The sequence below is a fragment of the Verticiella sediminum genome, from assembly GCF_007558815.1.
GTDB lineage: Bacteria > Pseudomonadota > Gammaproteobacteria > Burkholderiales > Burkholderiaceae_B > Verticiella > Verticiella sediminum.
In genome coordinates this window covers 244,287-260,368 of sequence record NZ_VLTJ01000042.1, presented here as the reverse complement: position 1 = coordinate 260,368, position 16,082 = coordinate 244,287, and the positions used below count along the sequence as shown (strand labels likewise).

Genomic DNA, 16,082 nt, shown 5'->3' with positions numbered 1-16,082 from the left:
CCTGGGCCGCCGTCGTCGTTTCAGGGCGGCGCATCGCGCGTCGGCCGCCCTTCGTCCCGCATCGGCTAGGCCGCGATGACGATGCGGTCGCGCCCTTCGTGCTTGGCCTGGTAGAGCGCCGCGTCGGCCCGCTCCAGGGTGCTCGAGATGGGTTCGTCGACGCGGTGTGCGGTCAGGCCCGCACTCATGGTGAGCGACAGCTCGCCGGCATCGGTGCCGACGCGCAGCAGGCGCACGGTGTCGAGCTTGGCCTGCAGGCGCCGGCGGGCGGCGGCGAGGTCGGTGTCGCACAGCACCATCAGGAATTCTTCGCCGCCCCAGCGGCCGAGAATCTCGGTGGCGGCCAGTTCCTGGCCCAGCGACTGGGCGACGGCGACGAGCAGGCGGTCGCCGGTATCGTGGCCATGCTGATCGTTCACCTGTTTGAAGTAGTCCACGTCGAGCATGGCCACCACGACACGCGTCTCCCCGCGCGCGGCCCGTCGGCATTCATGGCGCAGGCGCTCCATCAACGCACGCCGGTTGGGTGCGTCGGTGAGGGGGTCGCGGTTCGAGCTGTCGGCCAGGCGGTTGTTCGCCTCGCGCAGCATGATCTGATACTTGTCCGAGATCCGCACGATGCGCGAGACCCGGCGCAATTGCCGGTCCAGGCGATCGTGCAGGCCGCGCTCGCGCTCGAGCACGAGCGACTGGTAGGAGTCGGACAGCGAGGTGACGCGTTCGAGCCGGTGCAGGTAGTCCTGCAGCAGATCCCACACCTGTTCCAGGGTCTGTCCCAGAGGCGAAGCCGCCTGCTCGGGATCGGCCAGCAGTTGTTCGACGCGTGCTTCGAGCGCGTTGCGGCGCTGTTTCATGATCGCGGGATGATGGCGAAGGGAAACGTGTAGTCTTCCTTGAATTCCTCGGCCAGTTCGCCCACGCGGCCGTTCTCGGCGTCGAAGTACCAGTTCACGGCCACGTCCCCGTCGCACCCGTGGGCCTCTTCGAGCAGGTCGAAGATGTCCATCATGGCCTTGATGCTGCTGGTGTTGAGATACATCAGCTCGAGTTCGAGCACCAGAGGGGCGTTGCTGGCTTGCAACTGGGCCTCGACCCACTCGATGATCGGTCCGAAGAGTTCGAGCGCGTTCTCGGGGTAGGAATCCCCGCGCATCGTCAGCGTGCGGGTTTCGCTGCTGGCGATGATGGACGGCGTGGAACGGCCGCCGATGATGTTGAGGTCCTTCATGTTGAATCCAGTCTGCGCTGTCTGTGGGTCACTCCCGCTGGAGGGCGGGGCTGGCCCGCCACCAGAAGGGGGCGCCTGCGGCGCCAGGGGGTAGGTCTGCCTTGCTCGAGCCCGCCCCGAAGGGCGAGGCCTGCGCTGGGCCCGTGGTCAGATCGTGACGCTCAGCCCGAAGAATGCTTCGTCGCCCGGCTGCTCGACCAGGGTGGCCTGCATCGGGGCGGTGGCGCGCCGTGCGATCTCGAGCAGGCCGAGGCCGGCCGAGTCGGGGTTGGCAGGGTCGCGCGGTTCGCGCCGCTGCTGCTTGTAGAGTGCCTTGAGTTCGGTCTTGTCGCGGCCGGCGAGCGTCTCGATGCGCTCGACCAGCGCCCGGCCATGCTGCCGCTGCACGATGTTGCCGGCGGAAATGACGTAGTGGCCGTCGGCCGCACGGGAGATCACGACCGTCGCCGCTCCGCGCGCATCTTCATAGTTCTGTGCGGCCACATAGCGGCGGATGTTCTGCGTGATCTCGATGTAGACGGAGAACACGTCCATGGCCTCGGCCGACTTGCCGGCGTCGGTGGCGAGATAGCTTTTCAGCGCCAGGCCGAACTCCTCCAGCAGGCTGCGCGAGATGGGCCCGTTGAAGCACAGCAGCGTCTTGGCTTCGAACAGGCGGGTACGCAGGGCGTACAGGTCGTTGGCATTCATGACATGGGCTCAATGGAAGCGGAACGACAGCAGCGTGATGTCGTCGCGTTGCGGGTTGTTGCCCTGGTAGGCCGCGAGTTCCCGGGTGAAAGCCTCGGCCTGTTCCGCGGGCGGGCGCCCCGCGTTGCGGCGCAGCAGCGCTTCGAAGCGCTCGTCGCCGAAACTCCAGCCGCGTTCGCCGCCGGCCTGGTCCAGGAAGCCGTCGGTGACGAGGTAGTACGTCCACTCGGGTCGCAAGGGAAGTTGCAGGTTGGTGTAGGCGCCCTGGCGCCGGTCCATCAGTGCTCGCCGCGCGGCGCGATGGCGCTGCACGTCGGCACCATCGCTGGCGTACAGGTCGATGCGCGCGCCTGCATAGACGAGCCTGCCGGCGGAGCGGTCAATATATACCAGCGCGGCGTCGGCGTTGGTGGCGAGCGCGCGCGGCAGATGGGCGTCGGCCAGCATGGTGCGCATCACCGCATCGCAGCGGGCGAGGATGCCGGCCGGATCGGCCGGGCCGGCGGCGTGGATCGCGTGGTCCACCGCCGCCCGCGCGAGCATCGTCATGAGCGCACCCGGCACGCCGTGTCCGGCGCAGTCCATCAGGCCCAGCAGGCAGTTCTCACCGTCCTGGTGGAAAATGTAGAAGTCGCCACCGACGACGTCGCGGGGCCGCCACATGACGAAATGCTGCTCGCCCAGGAACTGCGTGAGCTGGCGGTCGGGCAGGATGGCGCGCTGGATCAGGCTGGCGTAGTCGATCGATGCATTGATCTGGCGCTGGGCGGCCGACATCGCGTCGTTGGCCTGCTGCAGCGCCAGCGTGCGCTCGCGCACCCGGCACTCCAGATCCTCGGTGTGCGAACGCACGCGGCGGGCCATCTCGCCGAAGGCGCGGCCCAGATCGCCGATCTCGTCGTCGCTCGCGTCGGGCAGCTCGACTTCGTAGCGACCGTCCGCCACGGCGCGGGCGGAGGTCTGCAGTCGGCGGATGGGCCGCAGCACCAGGCGCTCGGCCAGCAGCGCGGCGATCAGGAGCAGGGCGAGCAGGGTCGCGGCGAGCGCGCCGAGCGCCGGCCACAGCCACTGGCGCATGGCGTTGCCGCTCCAGCGCGCCGGGTCGACGGCGACCGCCGCATACCAGTCCAGACGCGGGATGTAGGCGAGCGCAACGTGCTGTCGCTCCCCGTGCAGGGCTGCGTGCAGCTCGACGGCGTGGCTGGGGTCGCGCGCGGCTTGCTGCATCGCCGTGCGCACCGCATCGGCGCCATCGGCATCGAGCAGCGAATACACCGTGTGCTCCCCGTCGCTGCCGCTGGCGCCGGAGTTGTATGCGATCAGCGCCGGGTCGGGGTGGGCCTGTATGGCCCCCATCCTGTCGAACACGATGGGCGTGACACCGTCCTCGTCGCGGCCGCGCAGCCCGTCCAGAAAGCTCGTCAGGTTGATGCTGGAGCCCGCCACGCCCAGCGGCGTGCCGTCCTCGTCGCGCACGGGGACGTTGATCCACACGCGCGAGATCTCCAGGATGCGGTCGGGGTTGACGTTGACGTTGTATTCGGCGTTCGATGCCAGCGTGTCGTAGAACCAGGCGTCGGCCGGCTCGGTCGGCGAGAGCACGTAGCGCGGCTGCCGGTCGGCGAGCGCATCGCCGTCGCTGAAGTAGTAGTTGCCGCTCGCGAGGCTGGAGATCGAGTAGGTCTGATCGTGCACCGCGCGCCGATAGGTTTCCGCCTCCAGAAAGAACAGCCGGGCGGCCTCGGGGTCGGACTCGTTGCGCAGCCAATGGCGCGTTGCTGCCGAGGCAGCCCATTGGCGCGAGAGCGCAAGCTCCACCGATAGCGGCGCCATCATGTGCTGCTGGTTGAGGATGGCGAGGTTCTGCGCGTGCGCCGAGCCGAATTCCTCGCGCAGCCGATCCACGCCCAGCCAGACGATGACCGCGGCAGGGACCAGTACGATGAGGCAAGCGAAGGCCAGCGCCGCCAGCGACTTGCCGCGCAGACTGAAATGAGCCATGAGGAATTCCGGAGCAGACGCTCGTCGGGCGCCCAGGGGGTAGGCGCGAGGCGCAAAGTTAAAGCAAATTCTGTTGCGAATGCAATATTTGTTACGCCATTCTGTATGGCTTTGTAATGCCGCGCCCGAGCCGTCAGGCGCCTGCCAGGGAACCATGGGCTACACTGGCATCGAGCTTGCAAGCAACGCAAATCTCTTGCGTCGATCCGTCACCCCATGCCATGAGCCCTGCACCTTTTCCTTCATTCGCTCTCTCCCTGTCGGATGCGTTGGATGCCGCGGTGACGGCGGCGCATTGCGCCGCGGGCGTCCTGCAGTCGTACGCCCGCAACCGGGGCCAACTGGTGATCGACCACAAGGCGCGCAACGACCTGGTGTCCCAGGCGGACCGCGAGGCCGAATCGGCCATCCTCGAGGTGCTGCGCGAACGCACGCCGGAGTTCGGCATCGTCGCCGAGGAGTCGGGCGGCAGCGAATCGGGCCCGGCGAGCTGGTACATCGATCCGCTGGACGGCACCACCAACTTCCTGCACGGCCTGCCGCACTACGCGGTCTCGATCGCTCTGGTGGCCAAGGCCGGCACGGTGCTGCCCCCGGGCGAGGTGCTCAGCGAGGACACGCCGGTGGTCGCCGTGGTGTACGACCCCTCGCGCGAGGAACTTTTCACAGGGGTGCTGGGCGGAGGCGCCTGGCTCAACGGGCACCGCGTACGGGTGTCGCGCCCCGCGGGCTTTGCCGACACCTTGCTCGCCACCGGCTTTCCGTTCCGCGACTTCTCGTTTGCCGAGGAGTACATGCCGATGTTCCTGCACGCCATGGAATCCACGCGCGGCGTGCGCCGGTTCGGCTCGGCGGTGCTGGATCTCGCCTGGACCGCCTGCGGTCGCTACGACGGCTACTGGGAGATGGGGCTGGCGCCCTGGGACGTGGCCGCCGGCGTGCTGCTGGTGCGCGAGGCGGGCGGTGTGGCCTCCGACCTGCGCGGTAGCCAGCCCTGGCCGCGCGGCGGCAACGTGGTGGCCGGCTCGCGCATGGTGGCCGGCGAGATGCTGGCGCGCTTCGCGCCGCACCTGGCCGGCGGCTGAGCCCGGGGCCCCGGCCCTGGCGGGCTCAGGCCGAGCGGATCATCGTGCCCACGCCCTGATCGGTGAGGATCTCGAGCAGCAGGCAGTGCTCGACCCGGCCGTCGACGATGTGCACGGTGTTCACGCCGTTCCTGGCGGCGGCGAGAGCCGACGAAATCTTGGGCAGCATGCCGCCCGAGATGGTGCCGTCCTCGAACAGCTCGTCGATGCGGCTGGCGGTCAGGCCGGTGAGCAGATTGCCTTCCTTGTCGAGCACCCCCGGCGTGTTGGTCATCATGACCAGCTTCTCGGCGCCGAGCACTTCGGCCATCTTGCCCGCGACCACGTCGGCGTTGATGTTGTAGGCCATGCCGTCGTCCTCGCCCACGCCGATGGGCGAGATCACCGGGATGAACTGGTCGTCCTGCAGCGCCTTCACCACGGCGGCGTCCACGCGCACGATGTCACCCACGAAGCCGATGTCCAGTTCCTTGCCGGGGTTCTCGCGGTCGGCCATCAGCAGCTTGCGCGCGGTGATGAGCGCGCCATCCTTGCCGGTCAGGCCGACGGCCTTGCCGCCGAACGAGTTGATCATGGTGACGATGTCCTGCTGGACCTGGCCGCCCAGCACCCACTCGACCACTTCCATGGTTTCCGCGTCGGTGACGCGCATGCCCTGCACGAAGGTGCCCTGCTTGCCCAGGCGCTTGAGCGCGGCGTCGATCTGCGGACCCCCGCCGTGCACGACCACCGGGTTCAGACCGACCAGTTTCAGCAGCACGACGTCATGCGCGAAGCCGCGTTGCAGGTTCTCGTCGGTCATCGCGTTGCCGCCGTACTTCACGACGATGGTCTTGCCGTGGAAGCGGCGGATGTACGGCAGAGCCTCGGCGAGTACGGCGGCCTTCAGGCTGGGGGAGAGCGTGGCGAGCGCGGTGGCGGTGTTCTCGGACATGGCGGCGGGTCTGTGAAGAAGGGCGCGCACGGGGCGCGGTCAGGTACAGATTGTAGCGGCGTCGCCGTCCAGCCTCGCGGCGTATCGGTGATAATGCGCAGCAATGCCCCGGCACCGTCGGTGTGCCGGGGCATCGGGACGGCGTACTCCTTGCGAAGCGCCCGCCCGTGCCCGCATGCCCGGGATTTCTGTATGCCGCCGCGACCGTTGCCGGGGGGGTCCGCTACGTTCGCGGCCGGCGCTCACCATGACAGGATGATGCTGTGACAACTGGCAATTCGCCCCGCCCCGCGTGGCCCGCTTCGGTCTTCAAGGCCTACGACATCCGCGGGATCGTCCCCGACACCATCAACGCCGGCTTCGCGCACGCGCTGGGCCAGGCCCTCGCCGCGCATGCCCGCGACGCCGCCGTGCGCGCCATCGTGGTCGGCCGCGACGGCCGGCTCTCCGGGCCCGAGCTGTCCGAGGCCCTGCAGAACGGCATTCTGTCCGGCGGCGTGGACGTCATCGACATCGGCATGGTGCCGACGCCGCTGGTGTATTTCGCCACCAACACGCAGAACACCGGCTCCGGCGTGGCGATCACGGGCAGCCACAATCCGCCGCGCTACAACGGCTTCAAGATGATGCTGGCCGGCGAGACGCTGTATGGCGACGACATCCAGAAGCTTGCCCAGACCATGGCCGATCCCAAGGCGGCCGCCACGCCCGGCATCCGCCGCGAACTCGACGTGGTGGGCGACTACATCGCGCGCATCACCGGCGACGTGAAGCTCGCCCGCCCGCTCAAGATCGCGGTCGATTGCGGCAACGGCGTGGCCGGCGGCGTGGCGCCGCAGCTCTTTCGCGCGCTCGGCTGCGAGGTCGTCGAACTGTTCTGCGAAGTCGACGGCAACTTCCCGAACCACCACCCCGATCCCGCCGATCCGCACAACCTGGAGGACGTCATCCGCGCGGTCCAAGAGCAGGGCTGCGACCTGGGCCTCGCCTTCGACGGCGACGGCGACCGCCTCGGCGTGGTCACCCGTTCGGGCGAGATCATCTGGCCCGATCGCCAGCTCATGCTGTTCGCGCGCGACGTACTCTCGCGCAATCCCGGCGCGCAGATCATCTACGACGTCAAGTGCAGCCGCTACGTCGCCGAGGTCGTGAAAGAGGCCGGCGGCGTGCCGCTGATGTGGCGCACGGGCCACTCGCTCATCAAGGCCAAGCTGAAGGAGACCGGCGCGCCGCTCGCCGGCGAGATGAGCGGCCACGTGTTCTTCAAGGAGCGCTGGTACGGCTTCGACGACGGCCTGTACGCGGGCGCGCGCCTGCTCGAGATCCTGTCGCGGCACGACGACCCCTCGGCCGTGCTCGAAGGCCTGCCGCAGGCCGTCTCTACGCCGGAACTCAAGCTCGAGACGCAAGAGGGCGGCCAGTTCGAGCTGGTGAGCGAGCTGCAGGAAAAGGGCGAGTTCCCCGACGCGCGCGAGGTCGTCACGATCGACGGCGTGCGGGTCGAGTACGCCGATGGCTTCGGCCTTGCCCGGCCGTCCAACACCACCCCCGTGGTCGTGCTGCGCTTCGAGGCAGACGACCAGGCCGCCCTGGCTCGCATCCAGGACGATTTCCGCCGCCAGATCCTCAAGGTGGCGCCCAACGCGGAGCTGCCATTTTGAAAGGATTCGCCCAGACACCCCAATGGAAGGCCTTTGCCGAGGCCGCATACAGCGCCGATAGCCGCGCGAGCAACGTGCGCGTGCTGGACGCCGCTGGTCTGAAGATCGACGTCAGTGCGCAGCGCATGTCGCCCGAGCTCGACCGGGCCGCGGCCGAACTGCTGGGCTTTCGTGGCCTGGACGCCGCGCGCAAGGCGCTCTTTGCCGGCGAGAAGGTCAACAGCACCGAGGATCGCGCCGCCTGGCACACCATCCTGCGCGATCTCGCGCCGCCGCCCGCGGTCGCGCTCGAGCGTGAGCGGGTGCGCGCCTTCGTGCAGCGTGCCGACACCGAGCGCCGCTGGCGCAACATCGTGCACATCGGTATCGGTGGCAGCGACTGGGGGCCTCGCCTGGCGGTCGAAGCCTTCGGCTACACCGGCCGCTGGCGCTCGATCCGTTTCGTCGCCAACATCGACGGCCATGCCATCGAAGGCGGCCTGGCCGGCCTCGATCCGCACGACACGCTGGTGGTGGTGTCGTCCAAGTCGTTCACCACGACCGAGACCCTGCACAACGCCGAGCGCGCGCTGGCCTGGCTGCGCTCGGCCGAGCTGCCTGATCCCTACCAGCACTTCGTGGCGATCACCGCCAATCCCCAGCGCGCCATCGAGTGGGGCGTGCCGGAAGCCCACGTATTCCGCTTCTGGGACTGGGTCGGCGGACGCTATTCCCTGTGGTCGTCGATCAGCCTGCCGGTGGCGCTGGCTGTCGGTTCCGAAGTGATCGCCGGCATGCAGGCGGGCGCGGCCGAGATGGACGAGCATTTCCGCCAGGCCCCGCTGCTCGAGAACGCCCCGGTGCAGCTCGCGCTTGCGGGCGTCATCAACCGCAGCGTGCTCGGCTACGCCTCGCTGGCCGTCGTGCCCTACGACACGCGCCTGTTCTACCTGGTCTCCTACCTGCAGCAGCTCGAAATGGAGTCGCTCGGCAAGTCGGTCGACAAGGACGGCGATGCGGTCGATCTGCCCACCGGCTCCGCGGTCTGGGGTATGCCGGGCACCGATGCGCAGCACACCTTCTTCCAGTGGCTGCACCAGGGCAGCGACGGGGCGCCGGTGGATTTCATCGTCTGCCGCCATCACGACCATCGCTGGCCCGAGCACCATCGCCAGCTCCTGGCCAATTGCCTGGCCCAGCGCGCCGCGCTGCTGCGCAGCAAGACGGTCGAGGAGTCGCGCGACGGCGTCACGCCGGACGAGCTGGCCATGCACAAGGCCACGCCGGGCGGCCGGCCGTCCAACCTCATCGTGCTCCCGCGCCTCACACCGCACGCGCTGGGCGCGCTGCTCGCCCTCTATGAGCACAAGGTGTTCGTGCAGAGCGTGATCTGGGGTATCAACCCCTTCGATCAATGGGGCGTGGAATACGGCAAGACCATGGCGAACGGCGTGGCGCGCGAGCTGGCGGGCGATCGCCAGCGGCCGGGCCAGCACGACCCGTCCACCGCGTTCTGGATCCAGCGCCTGGCCGCCAAGTCCGGATCATGATGTTGCGCCCGTTCGACGCGGGGCCGTCGACGGCCCCGCGTGTCGCGAGGGTACCCCGGTGAGCGTTCGTCGCATTCTGCTCGTGCGCACCACCTCGATGGGCGATCTCATCCATACGCTGCCGGCGGTGTCCGACATGGCCGCGCATCTGCCGGGCGTGCGCGTCGACTGGGTCGCCGAGCAGAGCTTTGCCGAAATCCCCACTTGGCACCCCGCGGTCGAACGCGTGGTGCCGGTCGCCCTGCGGCGCTGGCGCAAGGCGTGGTGGACCAGGCCCGTGCGCACCGAATGGAAGGCCTACCTGCGGCTGTTGCGCGAGCGCCGCTACGATGCGGTCATCGACTCGCAGGGCCTCATCAAGTCCGCCGCCCTGGTGGCCGCTCGCGCGCACGGCCCGCGCCATGGGCTCGATTGGCATTCGGCGCGCGAACCGCTGGCCTCTGTGTTCTACCAGCACAAGCACCGCGTGGAGCCCATGCAGGCCGCGGTGACGCGCTACCGCAAGCTCGCCGGGTTGGCGCTGGGCTACGCACCCAGCGGCCCGCCGCAGTTCTCGCTGCAAGCCTTGCAGGAGCCGCCCACGCCGCTGCGGCTGGACGACGGCCGGCTATGGCCGGGGCCCGAGGGCGTCGGCGAGTTCGCCGCGATCATGCCCTCGGCCAGCCGGGACCCCAAGCTCTGGCCCGTGGACGATTGGCGCGCGGTGCTGCGCTGGCTCGCCGGCGCCGGCTGCCCGCCGGTGCTGTTCGCCGGCAACGCCGAGGAGCGCGCACGCGCGCAGGCGCTCGCCGAAGGCATTGCCGGCGCCTGGGTCATGCCGCGCATGCCGCTGGCCGATACGGCGCGCGTGGTCAACGCCGCCACCGTGACCGTGGGCCTGGACAGCGGCATCACGCACCTGTCCGCCGCGCTCGGCCGGCCGACGGTCGGCATCTATTGCGCCACCCCGGTGGTCCGCACGCCCATGACGGGGCCCGGCTTCTGCCTGAGCCTGGGCGACCGCGGGCGGCCGCCCAGCCGCGCCGAGGTGCTTGCCGGCGCCGAGCAGGCGCTGGCCACGGCGCGCGGCCAGGCCGCGGCATGATGCGTGCGCTTTACTCGGCGGCGCTGGCGCTGGCCGCGCCGCTGCTCTGGCTGGGCCTGGCCCGTCGCGCACGGCGCGAGGGCGGCGACTGGCAGATCCTCGGCGCCGGCCGCTTCGGCCGCTACGATACCCCTGCCGAGCAGGGCCGCTTGTGGGTCCATGCGGTCAGCCTGGGCGAAACGCGGGCGGCCGAGCCCCTGCTGCGCCTGCTGCTCGATGCTGGGGTGCGTGTGCTGCTCACGCAGACCACGGCCACCGCGCGCGGCGAGGTTCGGCGCGGTTTTGCCGCCGAACTGGCCGAAGGCCGGCTCGCCGTCGCCTGGCTGCCCTATGATTTCCCCGGCGCGGTGCGGCGTTTCCTGGCGCATTTCCGGCCGTGCGCCGGCGTGCTGATCGAGCGCGAGATCTGGCCCAACCTGATGGCGGCGGCCGAGGCCGCGCAGGTGCCCGTGCTGCTGGTCAGTGCGCGCCTGTCCGCGCGTTCGCTGCGTGGCATGGCGCGTCTGGCGCCGCTGATGCGCCCGGCCTTCGCGCGCCTGTCCGCCACCCTCGCGCAAACCCCGGCCGATGCCGAGCGCCTGCGGGCGCTGGGTGCCCGCGATCTGTCGGTGATGGGCAACCTGAAGTTCGATCTGGCTGCGCCGCCGGCGCTGCTGGCGCGCGGCCAGGCTTGGCGCGCGCATTGGCGCCGGCCGGTGATCGTCCTCGCCAGCACGCGCGACGGCGAGGAGGCCATGTTCATCGATGCCTGGCAGCAGCAGCTCGCCGGCCACGCATGCGCGCCCTTGATGCTCCTGGTGCCACGGCATCCCCAGCGCTTCGACGCCGTGGCGGCCTTGCTCGCCCAGCGCGGCCTGCGGTTCCATCGACGCAGCCAGGCGCAGGCCGATGCCGCGCCGCAGGCCGACGCGTCGATCGACTGGCTGCTGGGCGACAGCGTGGGCGAAATGCCGGCCTATTACGCCAGTGCGGACGTGGCCGTCATCGGCGGCAGCTTTGCGGATTTCGGTGGTCAGAACCTGGTCGAGGCGAGCGCGGTCGGTACCCCCGTTCTGGTCGGGCCATCGACCCGCAATTTCGCGCAGGCGGCCGAGGACGCCATCGCCGAAGGCGCGGCGCAACGCGTGCCGGACGCGGCGGCGGCGCTGGCGCGCGCGCGCGAACTGCTGGCCGACGATGCGGCGCGCGCTGCCATGCAGTCCGCCGCGGCGCGCTTCATTGCGGCGCACCGGGGGGCCAGCGCGCGAGCCTGCGCAGCGATCCTGGCGCAAGTGCCCACGGGATCGAAGCCGCCGGGTAGCCGCTAGGTGCCACGCCCAGGCCAGGCCGTCAGGCCGCCTGCCGCCTGCCAGCCGTCCTGCACCCGGGCATAGGCGGCACGGCCTTGCCTCTCGCCTCCCAGTTTGACCAGCGAGCGCGCCAGCCGCTGCAGATTGGCCTGCGCCCGCCGGGCGTCGGGCCGGCCCAGCGTGCAGCGGTCGAAATCGATCAGCCACAGCGCGCCTTCGGCGTCGCGCATCAGGTTGTTCGCGTTGAGGTCGGCGTGGTCCAGCCCCACCGCGTGAAAACGCGCGATCAGGGCGCCAACCGCGCGCCAGGGCAGATCGGGCGCTCCGTGCCGGAGCAGGGCACCCAGGGGTTCGGCGCCCGGGATGCGGCCGGTCAGCAGGGCTTGTTCGTAGACCGGGCCGTGGCGCCACCAGGCGGCGGCCAGGGGCGCGGGCACGGGCAGGCCGAGCTCGCGCAGGCGCAGGGTCAGGCGAAATTCGCGCACGCAGCGGCTGGCGTGCACGCCGCGCCAGAGGTAGCTGCGGCGCACGAACCGGCCGAACAGGCCGCCGCGCCGATACTCGCGCAGCACCGCCTCGCCGCAGGCGCTGGGCACGATCCAGGCGGAGCCGCGCCCGCCGGCGCCGATGCGCTGCGCGGCGTCACCGTAGTGCGCCGCGCGCAGGGCGTCGGTGGTGTCGATGGCGCTGCAGGCCGCAGCGACGAGCAGGCCGCCGCCGGCCTGGCGGCGCAGCGTCGGTGCGCCCGGCGAGCGGCTCATCGCACCAGCGGCCGGGGCGGGGGAGGCGGGCGCGTGTCCACCTCGCTGGCCGGCCGCAGCAGGCGGTTGAGCGCGTCGATGTCGTCTTCGGCCAACTGGCCTGCGGCCGCCTTCAGACGCAGGCCCGCGAGCAAGGTGTTGTAGCGGGCGGCCGCCAGGTCGCGCTGGGTGGCATAGAGCTGCTGCTGGGCGTTGAGCACGTCCAGGTTGATGCGCACGCCCACTTCGTAGCCGGTCAGGTTGGCCTGCAGCGCCTGGCGGCTGGAGGTCTCGGCCGCCTCCAGGGCGCGAATCTGGGCCAGGCCGGTGTTCACGCCCAGGAAGGCCTCGCGCGTGGCGCGCACCGCCTCCCGGCGGGCGTCCTCGTAGTCGTAGCGCGCAGCCTGTTCGCGGGCGGCTTCCTCGCGCACGCGCGAGGAGACGTAGCCGCCCGTATACAGCGGGATCGACACCTGCACGCCGATGCTGCTGGCGGTGTTGCGCGCGCGCCCGTCGCTGATGCCCTGGGCGGCCTGGGCCGTTTCAGGCCGGTAGCGGTTGTCGGCCTGGCCGAATGTGCCGACAAGGTCCACCTGCGGATAATGCGCGGAACGCGCGATGTCGACCTGCTTGGACGCCAGCGCGGTCTGGATCTGCGCCTGCACCACGCCCAGGTTGTCGGTTTCGGCGCGTTCGAGCCAGGCTTGCGCTTGGGCGGGCTGCGGCGGCGGGGCCGGCGTGCCGGCCGGCAGCACCGACAGCGTGCCGGCCGGCTCGCCGATGATCTTCTCGAGCGCTGCGCGGCGCACCTGCAGGCTGTTTTCCGCCTGCAGCAGTTGGGCGCTGTTCAGGTCGAAGCGCGCCTGCGCTTCATAGGTGTCGGTGATGGTGGCCGTACCGATCTCGAAGTTGCGCCTGGCCGATTGCAGTTGCTCGCCGATCGCGCTGCGCTCGGCCTCGAGCGCGGTGAGCACATCCTGCGCGGCCAGCACATCGAAATAGGTCTGCGCCACGCGCAGCATCAAGTCCTGGTGGGCGTACTGCAGGCCGAGCTCGGTCAGCGTCACGCCGAGCTTGGCCGCCTCGTACGTCTGCCAACTGGTCCAGTCGAACAGCGGCTGGCTGAGCACGAGCTGGTAGCCGTAGTCGTCGGTGTAGACGTTGCGGCGCGGCAGTTGATTGGTAAAGCGCGTGCGCGTGTCGTTGTAGGTCGCACTGGCGCCCGCGGTGACGAACGGCAACAGCGCCGAGCGGGCCTGCGGAAGCTGCTCCAGCCCCGCCGTGTACTGCGCGCGCGCCGACGCGAATATCGGGTCGTTGGCGAGCGCGGTCTGGTAGGCCTGGACCAGGCTCAGGGCGGCCGCACTCTGGCCGAGGCCGAGTGCGACGAGTGCGGCGGCCAGACGCAGCCGCAGCATGGCGCGGCGCCCGGGCCGCTGACTGCCAAAGCGCTTTGCCATCCTGGACTTCCTCAGAACTTGAACTTGGAGGCCGTGACGCCGCGCAGCGGACGGATCAGGGTTTCGAAGAGATTTTCGGTCTCGAAGGTGGCGGCGCTGGTGCGCGTCACGCGCTTGACGGTCATGACCGGCGCCGTGCCGACCACGATCACCAGGCGGCCATTGACGCGCAACTGGTACTTCAGGCCGTCCGGAATGGTCTCGGGGACGGAGCCCGTGACCAGGATGGCGTCGTATTCGTTCGAGCCCCAGCCGTTGTGGGCGTCGCCGGTCTCGACGTGCACGTTGGTGACGCCGTTGCGCTGCAGGTTCTGCGCGGCAAAGGCGGCCAGGCGCGGATTGATCTCGACGGACGTGACCTGGTAGACATGGTACGCGAGCAGCGCGGCCTGGTAGCCCGAACCCGTGCCGATCTCGAGCACGCTCTCGGTGTGCGAGAGCTTCAGGGCTTCGGTGAGCTGGGCTTCGAGCTTGGGGGTGAGCATGCTCTCGCCGGTGTCGGCGCCATCGAGGCGCAGCGGGATCTCGATATCGGAGAACGCAAGCGCGCGCATGGCCGGTGCGACGAACTGCTCGCGCCGCACGGCGAACAGGGAGTCGAGCACGGCCTCGTCGAGCACGCCGGCGGGGCGGATCTGTTGCTCGACCATGTTGAAGCGGGCTTGTTCGATATCGGAAAGAGTGGCGGCGTTCATCGTGGTTCCGGTGACAGACAGGGACCGGCCAGGCTGGCGGAGCAATGGCCCCGGCCAGGCGGGGCGGCGGCGGACTGCGCCGGATTTTAGCCTTTGGACATCGTATAGTGTGGGCTGCCGGGCGCTGCGCCGGCACCGCCCTGTGGGCGGCAGCGCCACCCTCCGCACCTTCCGGTCGTCCCGCATGATAAACGATTCATCCTCACGCGCGCCGCGCGCGATCCCCAACGTCCTGACCATCGCCGGCGTCGACCCGTCGGGGGGCGCCGGCGTGCTGGCCGACATCAAGGCGATGAGCGCCCTGGGAGCCTACGGCTGCGGCGTCGTCGCGGCGCTCACCGCGCAGAACACCCAGGGGGTGACCGGCGTCATGCCCGTGCCGCCGGCGTTCGTGCGCCAGCAGATCGAGACCCTCTTCGCCGACGTGCGCATCGACGCCGTCAAGCTCGGCATGCTCGGCCAGGCACCGGTGATCGAGACCGTGGCCGACAGCCTCGTGCGGCACATCCCCCCGCACCTCGTGCTCGACCCCGTCATGATCGCCAAGAGCGGCGACGCCCTGCTCGAGGACGACGCCGTCGGCACCCTGCGCGAAGCCATCCTGCCGATCGCCACCGTCATCACGCCCAACCTGCCCGAGGCCGGCGTGCTGCTCGGTGGCCGCCAGGTCGAGACCCTGCCCGAAATGCGCCGCGTCGCCGAGCGCCTGCGCGAAGCCATGGGCACTCACGGCCACCGCTGGGTGCTGCTCAAGGGCGGCCACCTGCCCGGCGACGCCGCCATCGACCTGCTGCACGACGGCGACCGCATGATCGAAATGGCCGCTCCCCGCGTGGACACCAAGAACACCCACGGCACCGGCTGCTCGCTGGCCTCCGCCCTCGCGGCCCTGCTGCCGCAGGCGCCCGACGTGCCCGCCGCCGCGCGTGCCGCCAAGGACTATCTGACACAGGCCCTGAAACATGCCGACCGGCTCCAGGTGGGCAGCGGGCACGGGCCGCTGCAGCATTTCTGGCGGTGGTGGTAGGGGGGCGCTTAGTGATGGCGAGGCGTCGCGTGGTAGCCGTTTCAGGCGTCCGGCGTTTTTCGTCGCTGGCGCCGGGAGCCGGAAGTGGAGACGTTGGCCTGACGTAAATCCCCTGTGCCGGCTATGTGAGTTTGTGCTACATAGCTGAGGCATGGACGACATTGCCGCCTCCGATCTCAAGACAATCCTGCATTCGAAGCGGGCCAATATCTACTACCTGGAGCATTGCCGGGTGCTCGTCAATGGTGCTCAGAAAGATCTGCGCATTGCTCAGCGTGTGTCCGATCTGTTCGCTGCCGCATAGGCAGCTCAGAAAAGGACATCGTCGTGCTCGATCGCCTGCCACACGTTCGCTGCCGCATAGGCAGCTCAGAAATCTACCGGCGGCGCGCCAATCGCATCACGGATGTTCGCTGCCGCATAGGCAGCTCAGAAAAGAGAGCGGCCTGTCCCATGAGATATCGTTTTGTTCGCTGCCGCGCAGACAGCTCAAGAAGCGCCGAGCCGGACGGGGGCAGCCACCCCTGCGCCGCTCCAGCCAACGCAACACACTACAAGGCCAGCGCCAGCAGCCCGCCTCCTGCCTGGCCGCGTTCAACCAGGCCTCAACTCTCGCCCCATATAACAAGCCCCTTCCCCGTACCCCGCGAGCTTCTTCT

At 69.8% G+C, this 16,082-nt stretch carries 15 protein-coding genes; 7 read left to right on the top strand and 8 right to left on the bottom strand.

Annotated elements, in window-relative coordinates; genetic code table 11:
• Positions 1-65: 65 nt before the first annotated feature.
• The 4 genes from siaD to siaA form a co-directional block, all read right to left on the bottom strand.
• A complete protein-coding gene (siaD, locus tag FOZ76_RS25455; protein ID WP_143951091.1) occupies positions 66-854 on the bottom strand; it encodes a biofilm regulation diguanylate cyclase SiaD in 789 nt (262 codons plus the stop codon).
• Complete coding sequence (siaC, locus tag FOZ76_RS25450; RefSeq protein ID WP_143951090.1) at positions 851-1,228, bottom strand: biofilm regulation phosphoprotein SiaC; 378 nt, start codon at positions 1,226-1,228, stop codon at positions 851-853. The genes siaD and siaC overlap by 4 nt, the downstream gene beginning before the upstream one ends.
• 147 nt (positions 1,229-1,375) lie before the next feature.
• The gene (gene siaB, locus FOZ76_RS25445; protein WP_143951089.1) at positions 1,376-1,918 is read right to left on the bottom strand and encodes a biofilm regulation protein kinase SiaB; all 543 of its coding nucleotides are present in this window, start codon (positions 1,916-1,918) and stop codon (positions 1,376-1,378) included.
• A gap of 9 nt (positions 1,919-1,927) precedes the next feature.
• The gene (gene siaA / locus FOZ76_RS25440) at positions 1,928-3,919 is read right to left on the bottom strand and encodes a biofilm regulation protein phosphatase SiaA (protein ID WP_143951088.1); all 1,992 of its coding nucleotides are present in this window, start codon (positions 3,917-3,919) and stop codon (positions 1,928-1,930) included.
• A 221-nt stretch (positions 3,920-4,140) separates the two neighbouring features.
• Here siaA and FOZ76_RS25435 point away from each other — a divergent pair, with 221 nt between their 5' ends.
• On the top strand, positions 4,141-5,004 hold the full coding sequence (locus FOZ76_RS25435; protein ID WP_143951087.1) for an inositol monophosphatase family protein: 864 nt from the start codon (positions 4,141-4,143) through the stop codon (positions 5,002-5,004).
• Positions 5,005-5,029: 25 nt separating this feature from the next.
• Here the strand turns inward: FOZ76_RS25435 and argB are convergent, their stop codons facing one another.
• A complete protein-coding gene (gene argB, locus FOZ76_RS25430) occupies positions 5,030-5,938 on the bottom strand; it encodes an acetylglutamate kinase (RefSeq protein ID WP_143951086.1) in 909 nt (302 codons plus the stop codon).
• 263 nt (positions 5,939-6,201) lie between these two features.
• On the opposite strand from argB, the gene FOZ76_RS25425 reads away from it, so the two are divergent.
• The 4 genes from FOZ76_RS25425 to FOZ76_RS25410 all read left to right on the top strand — a co-directional run bounded on the left by FOZ76_RS25425 (position 6,202) and on the right by FOZ76_RS25410 (position 11,519).
• Positions 6,202-7,599 (top strand): phosphomannomutase/phosphoglucomutase, encoded by a 1,398-nt coding sequence (locus FOZ76_RS25425; RefSeq protein WP_143951085.1) that lies wholly within the window; start codon positions 6,202-6,204, stop codon positions 7,597-7,599.
• The gene (gene pgi / locus FOZ76_RS25420) at positions 7,593-9,128 is read left to right on the top strand and encodes a glucose-6-phosphate isomerase (RefSeq protein ID WP_143951273.1); all 1,536 of its coding nucleotides are present in this window, start codon (positions 7,593-7,595) and stop codon (positions 9,126-9,128) included. Before FOZ76_RS25425 ends, pgi begins: the two co-directional genes overlap by 7 nt.
• Before the next feature lie 97 nt (positions 9,129-9,225).
• On the top strand, positions 9,226-10,212 hold the full coding sequence (gene waaC, locus FOZ76_RS25415) for a lipopolysaccharide heptosyltransferase I (RefSeq protein WP_143951272.1): 987 nt from the start codon (positions 9,226-9,228) through the stop codon (positions 10,210-10,212).
• Positions 10,209-11,519 carry a 3-deoxy-D-manno-octulosonic acid transferase gene (locus FOZ76_RS25410; RefSeq protein WP_143951084.1) on the top strand — a complete coding sequence of 437 codons (1,311 nt, stop codon included), beginning with the start codon at positions 10,209-10,211 and terminating at the stop codon, positions 11,517-11,519. Before waaC ends, FOZ76_RS25410 begins: the two co-directional genes overlap by 4 nt.
• Here FOZ76_RS25410 and FOZ76_RS25405 read toward each other — a convergent pair.
• From FOZ76_RS25405 to FOZ76_RS25395, 3 genes are read right to left on the bottom strand one after another with little or no spacing between them, the layout of a single operon-like run.
• The gene (locus tag FOZ76_RS25405; protein WP_143951083.1) at positions 11,516-12,262 is read right to left on the bottom strand and encodes a 3-deoxy-D-manno-octulosonic acid kinase; all 747 of its coding nucleotides are present in this window, start codon (positions 12,260-12,262) and stop codon (positions 11,516-11,518) included. The two genes, FOZ76_RS25410 and FOZ76_RS25405, sit on opposite strands and share 4 nt — an antisense overlap.
• Positions 12,259-13,656: a TolC family outer membrane protein gene (locus FOZ76_RS25400; protein WP_211366532.1), complete on the bottom strand. Its 1,398-nt coding sequence runs from the start codon at positions 13,654-13,656 to the stop codon at positions 12,259-12,261. Before FOZ76_RS25400 ends, FOZ76_RS25405 begins: the two co-directional genes overlap by 4 nt.
• A gap of 56 nt (positions 13,657-13,712) precedes the next feature.
• The gene (locus FOZ76_RS25395) at positions 13,713-14,396 is read right to left on the bottom strand and encodes a protein-L-isoaspartate O-methyltransferase family protein (protein ID WP_143951082.1); all 684 of its coding nucleotides are present in this window, start codon (positions 14,394-14,396) and stop codon (positions 13,713-13,715) included.
• Positions 14,397-14,580: 184 nt separating this feature from the next.
• On the opposite strand from FOZ76_RS25395, the gene thiD reads away from it, so the two are divergent.
• Both thiD and FOZ76_RS25385 read left to right on the top strand, forming a co-directional pair.
• The gene (thiD, locus tag FOZ76_RS25390; protein WP_143951081.1) at positions 14,581-15,423 is read left to right on the top strand and encodes a bifunctional hydroxymethylpyrimidine kinase/phosphomethylpyrimidine kinase; all 843 of its coding nucleotides are present in this window, start codon (positions 14,581-14,583) and stop codon (positions 15,421-15,423) included.
• A gap of 151 nt (positions 15,424-15,574) precedes the next feature.
• Positions 15,575-15,727, top strand: a complete 153-nt coding sequence (locus tag FOZ76_RS25385) for a hypothetical protein (RefSeq protein ID WP_425473355.1) — start codon at positions 15,575-15,577, stop codon at positions 15,725-15,727.
• Positions 15,728-16,082 lie beyond the last annotated feature (355 nt).